This is a genomic window from Pseudomonadota bacterium, assembly GCA_022361155.1.
Taxonomy (GTDB): domain Bacteria; phylum Myxococcota_A; class Polyangia; order Polyangiales; family JAKSBK01; genus JAKSBK01.
In genome coordinates this window covers 1-7,154 of sequence record JAKSBK010000479.1, presented here as the reverse complement: position 1 = coordinate 7,154, position 7,154 = coordinate 1, and the positions used below count along the sequence as shown (strand labels likewise).

Genomic DNA, 7,154 nt, shown 5'->3' with positions numbered 1-7,154 from the left:
TCCGGTCGTGTACCTTTGCCGCGCCGTTGTGCGGCTCCGCCACATCGGGAGCCCGTAGAGACGCCGAAGAGCCCGACCGGTGACCGTGGGCTCCAGCTGCGAGCCGCCCCCACCGCACCCGCCGGGATATCCCAAGCCTCAAGGCGGGTCAGGTCGCCCCGCCGCGCCGACGCAAATAGCTTGCATATACAAACCAGGGATGATAACAGCGCGAGCCGATCCTTTGAGGGCAAGCTGGCCAGCCAGTGGCGCCTGCGATCCGCATGCGGCGCGGGCGGTGTTTCATCGGCCAGAGAAGGCATGAGAAACGTCGACGTGAAATGCGCATTTCTGAGGTGTCTTTTGACGGCGACCGGCATGTTCGCATCGCTAGCGCCGTATGCAGTTTTGGCGCAGGCCCCAGCCGAGCCGGCCCAAAGGACCTACGAAATCGGCGAGGTCGTCGTCGAGGATGAGGCGGAGGAGCTACTGCCGTTCGCGGCTGCGCCGAGCACTGGAAGCCGCCTGAAGCTGACCGTGCGGGAAACGCCCGCGGTCGTCGATATCATGACGGAGGACAAGCTCCAGGACCTTGGCGCGCGGACGACGGAGGAGGCACTCAACCGCGCTCCGGGCGTGAGCTCGTCGAACAACGCGACCAGCCCTGGAGCACTCACGCTGCGCGGGTTCAGCGGCTCGGGCCGGGCGGTGCTGCTCCTGTACGATGGGGTCCGCCCCGCCGAGGAGGCGTTCTTCACCCGCATGATGGACAGCTTCCTGTTCGAGCGGATTGAGGTGCTTCAGGGGCCCTCCTCGGTGACCTACGGCGAAAGTGCGCTCGCCGGCGTCGTTAACCTAGTGCCGAAGCGGCCCCGCTTGGGCGCGAACGCTGTAAACGCACAAATGGGGCTTGGCAGCTTCGCCACTTTCAAGCTTGGCGCGGACGCAAACGTGGCGCTCCACCGCACGCTCGCAGTTCGCCCGCTCGTCGCCTACATGCGCACCTCAGGCTACGTACAGGACGCGGGCGCCAACTTTGTCGCACTCAGTGCGCCGGTGACTTGGGCCGCGACGGATCGACTCACCATCGAGGCCGCATTCGACTACCTACGGGACGACTACAACTCCGCCTACTTCGGCACGCCTCTGGTGCCGGAGAACGCCGCCCAAAAACCGTCGGAGCTCGTCAAGAGCGCAGACGGTCGCGTGCTCGATGAGAAGCTTCGGCGCGTGAACTACAACGTCACAGATGGCATCGTCGACTCGAACACGTACTGGGCGCGCACGAGGGTCACGCTTGAGTTGAACGACGTGTGGTCGCTGCGAAACACGGCCCACGCGTACTGGTCGAACCGCCGGTTCATCAACTCCGAGTACTTCGGGTTCGATTCCATGGCCGCCAAGGTCGAGCGAAGCACGGGGATCGTCACGCACGATTTCCGCTCGTTCACGGACAGGCTGACCCTGAATGGTGATTTCCGGCTGGGCGGTCTCCGCAACCGCGCCGCGGTCGGCGTCTACTATAGCGACCTCTCGTTCTTCACCCAGCGCCGCTTCGGCAGCACGACAGCGGTCGATCCACGCAACCCGGACCGCGGGCGGTTCCCACAAGGCGACGACCCGATGGTGTTCGGTCGCCGAGAAGACCGGGACAATTCCCTGTCGACTGCTGCGGCATTCGTCGAGGACGCAGTCAATCTCAACTCCAAATGGCTGCTGGTTGGCGGCCTGCGCCTCGAGCGCAACGCCGTCGACCGCGCGTCGACCAATCTGAACGCCATGCCGGAAACACGGACGCCGGTCGACCGCACCTTTAACCATCTTACCTGGCGGCTCGGTTCGGTCTACGACATCTTGCCGAAGACACAAGCGTTCGCCCAGATCAGCACCGCGGCCGCTCCCCCATCCTCGCTGCTGGCCCTGTCCCCACAAAGGGCAGCGTTCAAGATGACGACGGGTTGGGCGATGGAAGCGGGCGTAAAGAGCTCCCTGTTCGAGGATCGGCTCGCCTTGGGGCTGTCGGGCTTCTTCATTCAGCAAGACAGCATCCTCACCCGCGACCCGGATGACCCAATGCTGAGCATTCAGGGTGGCAAGCGCTCGTCTCGGGGCGCCGAACTGACGCTGGGCGCGCTGCTCCTGTCTCGCCTGCGCGTAGACGTCAACTACACCCACCTCGACGCGCGCTTCGACGCCCTTACGGACAAGACGGGCAAGAACCTAAAGGGAAACACACCGTCGCGTGTTCCGGAGCGGATCCTAAACGCTTTTGTGTACTTCGACGCACCCATCCTGCCGGTGACGGCGATCCTTGGCGTACATCACGCAGGGCGCTTCTTCACGACGGACGACAACCGGATCGAGGTTGGCGGCCATACGACGCTCGAAGCCGCGCTCCGCTACAGCCCCAGCGTCGGGCGCTCCGCGATGGACTTCACGTTGCGAGGACGCAACCTCACAAACACTTTCTACGCTTCGTACACCGACATCTCCCCGGATCAGCTGACCATCGCGCCGCCGCGCTCGGTCGACCTCTTGGTCACGATCCGGTACTGATGACGAGTCGCCGTTCACCTGGGTCTTCACGTGGGACGGAACGAAGTTGTGACCCGCGGGCCTGGCGTCCCTGGCTCGCAGCGAATGCTAACGAAGCACGAACCGCAACGGCACCTCAACGATCACCGATAACGGGCGACCCCGCTCGTCGCGAGCCGGCGCGAACCGCCACCGGCGCAGGGCTGCGATGGCCGCGGCGTCCAGCTCAGGGATCGACTTGAGCACACGAATCGGATCGCGGACTACACCGTTACGATCGACGACCGCCTCAAGGCGCACGCGGCCCATGATCCGAAGGCGTTTGGCCCTGGACGGGTACTTGGGCCGTGCCCGGTGCAAGGGGACCGGAGGATGGGCGACCTCGGAGACCGCCCGCGGTCCTGGCGCTGCCGGCGATTCAAGCGCAGGCGACCCAGGTCGCCCATCCGAGGCGGACGCCTCGTCTTGCGACGACCGCGGGGTGTCGGCTGCGGCCAAGGCGGGAGGCGATTCATCCATCTTTCTTCGCCGCGGCGCAGCCGTGCGTCGCGCGGTCGACACGCGGGGCGCGGGTCGTCGGCCAACTGGACGCTTGGCACGCCGCGCGCGACGGGCGGCCACGGGTGATCGTGCAGTGGCGCGGGACTGCGACGTGGGCGTATGCCCGGCCGGTATCGCCGCCGGCGGCTGAAAAAGCGTGACCCGCACGAGTCGCGGTCGGGACTCCTCGACCCTGTGTCTGGCGGAGCGCTGTGAGCCAACGATGGCCAGCGCGTGCAGCACTACGGAGGCCAGCAGCCACGTCCACCGCATTCGAGCGGCCTCGATGGCCGAGGCGTATCCGCTAGCGACCGCCTGGCTGCGGACATGCGAGCCCCGACTCGAGGCGTTCGGACGGGAGTGAGAATCGCAGTCTTGCATGTTCGGTGGCAACGTGGATCGATGAAGGCTCGCGGCGTGCCGCGCCGAGACCGCGACCGCCAGCCACGCCGGGATCAATCCAGGTTCTTGCTCGAGCCAGAACGCCAATGCAAGTGACTTGCTATAATACTGGGTTCGTCATATACAATGCGCGCCGCAAGTGGGTCCCTAGGTTAGAGTCTTCGCTGCGCTTAAGAAAGAACGGCGCACAGTGCTTAAGAAAGAACGGCGCACAGTGCGGCTCGGCTCCACAGTGCGGCTCGACTCCACAGTGCGGCTCGACTCTACAGTGCGGCTCGACTGCGGTGACGCTCGATGGCTGGGGTCGATGCACACGAAGGCATGAGCAAGCGTTCGATGAGCACGCCTCCCGCTCCGGTGTCGGTGGCAGAGCGGCTGCCGCTTCTCGACGCCATCCGTGGGGTGGCGCTGGCGGGCATTCTGCTCGCGAACCTCACCAGCTTCTTTGGCGTGCACGTCATGGATGCCGCGGTACGTCGCTCCATGGTCTGGAGCGAAATCGGCGACAGTGTGCTGTTTGGCATCGACTGGCTCGTCGAGGGCAAGTTCTATTCTGTCTTTTCGATACTGCTGGGGATTGGTTTCGCGCTACAGAGGCAGCGAGCGGCGGCGGTAGGCGTTGGCGTCGACCAGTTCGCAAGGTTCTTTCGCCGCCGGATGGCGATTCTGGTCGGCTTCGGCCTCGTGCACATGGTCGCGCTGTGGTCAGGCGACATTCTCGTGCTGTACGGACTCATGGGGCTGCTCCTTCCCACGTTTGCGCGCCTTGGTACGCGGCCACGGGCCGGGTTGATCACGGTGCTTCTGGCCGCTCCTTTGCTTACCCACCTAGCCGTGGTTGCTTCGGCCGGAAACGCGGATCCAAGGCGCCCGTTCGCCGAAGCTGCCGCCCAGGTGCGTGAGCGATTCGGCGTGGGGGGGCGACCAACGTTAGAGCTTCTGGCGAGCGAGTCCAGCGCAGACTACCGCGCGTGGAACGTCGCAAACGCTGTGGTTCGGCCCGGCACCTACCTCCAAAGCGGCCGGCCCACGAAGGTACTCGCGCTCTTTCTGATCGGTGCCTGGCTTGGTTTCGGCGTGTTGACCCGACTCGACACGCTCGGACGTTCGCTTCGGGTAACAGCAGCTGCCGGCGGTGTTGTCGGCCTGAGCGCAAGCTACGTCTATGCAGACATCAAGGCGGACACGGGATCGACCTTCATGGTCTCGAGCACCGGACTCATCCAGACCGTCGCGTACACGCTTGGCACCACGCCGCTTGCGCTCGCGTACCTGGCGCTCGCCGTACTTGCATGCCGGGCCACGTTGACGCGTCAGTGGTTGCACTGGTTCGTGCCACTCGGTCGCATGGCCCTTACGGTCTACATCACCCAAACGGCGGTCCAACTCGTCGCGTTTACAGGCTACGGCTTCGCCCTCGCGGGACGTACCCCAATCGCGCTCCTTCCCCTGTTCGCCATCTCGATCCTCTCGGCGCAACGATATGCGTGCGCGTGGTGGCTGGGGCGCAACGCGCGAGGGCCACTAGAAGCTCTGTGGCGACGCTGGACGTACTCAGACCGTGGAAGGCAAAGAAGCCAGCCTCCGCGATCACCTCGGGATTGACTCTTGGCGAATACCGGGTCTCTTGAAGAAGCTTGATAACACCTTCCCCCGATGCAACGTCGACTGGCCCGTCGACGTACTGCTCGCGACCAACATGATTTCGGCGGGTGTCGGCTACTTCGATGGCCTTGGCATTGCCCACATCGAAAGGTTCCCGGTTCGAGGTGCGCCAGAAAACGTGAACGACGGAGTCCTTCTCTAGCACTAGTGCGATGCTTCGCGAATGACGAGCCGGGCGCCCTGGTAGTCGGTAAGGTCAGCGCACTGTGAAACCGAACCGTCCGCGTTCTCCCGCGTGCAGGCACCGAATAGCGTGGAGCCGTCCGCGCCCACGTCTGCGGCGCAGCTGAAGCCATTGAGGCCGGGGAACGCGATGCCGCCGGCGCTGGCGACGGCCGAGAACCTATGCGCACCGTTGTTGCAGAGTACGGCGATCTCAGCGCTCTCACGTTCGCTTCGAGCACTGTGGGCTGCCGCCGGCAACGCCCGTCGTCGTCGTGGCTCACGACACGGCTAGAGGAACCGTGTGGGCCCTGAACCGTCGACCAGCACTGCACGCGATACCTCGCCCGATGCGAGCGCAAGCATCAGCTGCTCTTGCTCGTCCACCGTCGCGTCAAGCTCGTGTCCGTTGAGAACAAGAAAAACCTCCGTCGCCGCGTGCGCGAGACGCTTGTTGCCGTCAATGAACGGATGGCCCGACACCAAGCTGAGGCAGAGCGCCGCCGCCTTTTCCTCCAAAGTCGGGTAGAGCTCCTGACCGTCGAATGTCACGCTCGGTTGGCTGAGCGCCGACAGCAGGGCGCCCAAATCGCGGATGCCAGGGGAGCCTCCGCTCGTCGCGACAATACGCTGGTGCAACGCGAGCACCTGCGTGAGGTTGAGGAGACGCATCAGCCTAGACGGCGGTAGAGCTCTTCGTTCTTCTGAAGGACGTGCTGTGCGGCGTCCTCGAAAGACTCGTCCTGAGCTAGCTGAGCGAGCACCATCGCGCGCACCAACTCCTCCACCGGGATTCCGGCGCGATTTGCGACCAGGCGGAGCTGGTCCAGCTGGCCATCCGGGAGGTCGATGGCAAGGGTCATGACCTAGAGCCTAGCATGCCTATCCGAACCCCTGGCCAGGCCCGGGTACGAACCGATGCGCACCTCCGAGAGGTTCCCGTCGCTGGAGCCCATCGAGTCGATGGTGTGGATGATGAACCTGAGGTAGCGGGCCTCGGTGCCCGCGGGCAGGTGGATTCGGTAGCTGCGGTCGATATCCAACGGCAACTTGGCCGACATACGGGCATGGCCCATACGCCGAACCGTGCGCCAAGTGAAGTCGCTGTTCGTGTAGGAGTATTGCGCGTCAGGAAGCGTTGCTACCTGGACCCCGAACTTGCCGAAATAGTCAGCGCTGGAACCGGGCGGCGCCACCAGCTCCACGAAGTCGAGCCGGCGGCTCGCACCCAGATCGAACACCAGGCCCTTCACACCATACCACCGCAAGCCGGCCGGGCCGGTGGCGGCCTGGGTCAGGTTGCCGTCGATGAGCGACCCGCCGACTTGGAGGTTTGCCGGGTCGTCCACGCTGGGCTGCACCATGGGGCGCTCGATGGCGCGAACCGCCTGACGGTAGCTCGCCGGATCGTTGTAGACGACCCTGTTGCTGGCGTTGTAGATGTCGCGGTATCTTAGGGATCGGGGTTGAAGCCAGGCGCCCGTTATCCTCTGATAGATCGGCCCGCCGCCCGGCGGCTCGGCAAACAGATAGAGCGGCTCACTCGAAAACTCCTCGCCGAGGGAGTTCACCAGCAGGAGGCGAAAGCGCCAGGGACCGGGCGCCGGTGGCGTCCAGACGATGCTCTGAACGTTGGGGTCGGCGCTCTGGCCCATGACCAGTTCGGGAAAGTCCAGGTCATGTCCCGGGGCCGCGCGGAGCTCGAGACGCTGTAGATGCTGACGGTTGAACCTCGGATGCAGGCGCACGCCGACGTTCACCGGTGTCCCCGCAGGGAAGCGTTGATCGTTGCCTGGCGAGTCGATGTCCACTTGGCTGTAGCGCGTAATCTGCTCGAAGCTGTGGCTGCGCTCGCACAGCCAGCGCGGCAC

General features: G+C 64.7%; 8 protein-coding genes. 3 read left to right on the top strand and 5 right to left on the bottom strand.

Going from position 1 to position 7,154, the window contains the following annotated elements:
• Window positions 1-300 precede the first annotated feature (300 nt).
• The gene (locus tag MJD61_18100; protein ID MCG8557177.1) at window positions 301-2,535 is read left to right on the top strand and encodes a TonB-dependent receptor; all 2,235 of its coding nucleotides are present in this window, start codon (window positions 301-303) and stop codon (window positions 2,533-2,535) included.
• Between the two features lie 87 nt (window positions 2,536-2,622).
• Here the strand turns inward: MJD61_18100 and MJD61_18095 are convergent, their stop codons facing one another.
• Window positions 2,623-2,823 (bottom strand): energy transducer TonB, encoded by a 201-nt coding sequence (locus tag MJD61_18095; protein ID MCG8557176.1) that lies wholly within the window; start codon window positions 2,821-2,823, stop codon window positions 2,623-2,625.
• Window positions 2,824-3,777: 954 nt separating this feature from the next.
• Between MJD61_18095 and MJD61_18090 the strand changes: the two genes are divergently transcribed.
• Together MJD61_18090 and MJD61_18085 are read left to right on the top strand one after the other, a co-directional pair.
• Window positions 3,778-5,061, top strand: a complete 1,284-nt coding sequence (locus MJD61_18090; protein ID MCG8557175.1) for a DUF418 domain-containing protein — start codon at window positions 3,778-3,780, stop codon at window positions 5,059-5,061.
• A gap of 22 nt (window positions 5,062-5,083) precedes the next feature.
• A complete protein-coding gene (locus tag MJD61_18085) occupies window positions 5,084-5,263 on the top strand; it encodes a hypothetical protein (GenBank protein ID MCG8557174.1) in 180 nt (59 codons plus the stop codon).
• A gap of 2 nt (window positions 5,264-5,265) precedes the next feature.
• Here the strand turns inward: MJD61_18085 and MJD61_18080 are convergent, their stop codons facing one another.
• The 4 genes from MJD61_18080 to MJD61_18065 all read right to left on the bottom strand — a co-directional run.
• The gene (locus MJD61_18080) at window positions 5,266-5,544 is read right to left on the bottom strand and encodes a hypothetical protein (GenBank protein MCG8557173.1); all 279 of its coding nucleotides are present in this window, start codon (window positions 5,542-5,544) and stop codon (window positions 5,266-5,268) included.
• A gap of 30 nt (window positions 5,545-5,574) precedes the next feature.
• The gene (locus MJD61_18075) at window positions 5,575-5,958 is read right to left on the bottom strand and encodes a type II toxin-antitoxin system death-on-curing family toxin (GenBank protein MCG8557172.1); all 384 of its coding nucleotides are present in this window, start codon (window positions 5,956-5,958) and stop codon (window positions 5,575-5,577) included.
• Window positions 5,955-6,146 carry a DNA-binding protein gene (locus MJD61_18070; GenBank protein MCG8557171.1) on the bottom strand — a complete coding sequence of 64 codons (192 nt, stop codon included), beginning with the start codon at window positions 6,144-6,146 and terminating at the stop codon, window positions 5,955-5,957. Before MJD61_18070 ends, MJD61_18075 begins: the two co-directional genes overlap by 4 nt.
• A gap of 3 nt (window positions 6,147-6,149) precedes the next feature.
• The coding region (locus tag MJD61_18065; GenBank protein ID MCG8557170.1) for a discoidin domain-containing protein at window positions 6,150-7,154 on the bottom strand (1,005 nt) is incomplete at its 5' end.

Coding starts and splice junctions, on each gene's coding strand:
- MJD61_18095 (MCG8557176.1), bottom strand. CDS start 2,823: ATGGGCCGCGTGCGCCTTGAGGCGGTCGTCGATCGTAACGGTGTAGTC.
- MJD61_18100 (MCG8557177.1), top strand. CDS start 301: ATGAGAAACGTCGACGTGAAATGCGCATTTCTGAGGTGTCTTTTGACG.
- MJD61_18090 (MCG8557175.1), top strand. CDS start 3,778: ATGAGCAAGCGTTCGATGAGCACGCCTCCCGCTCCGGTGTCGGTGGCA.
- MJD61_18070 (MCG8557171.1), bottom strand. CDS start 6,146: ATGACCCTTGCCATCGACCTCCCGGATGGCCAGCTGGACCAGCTCCGC.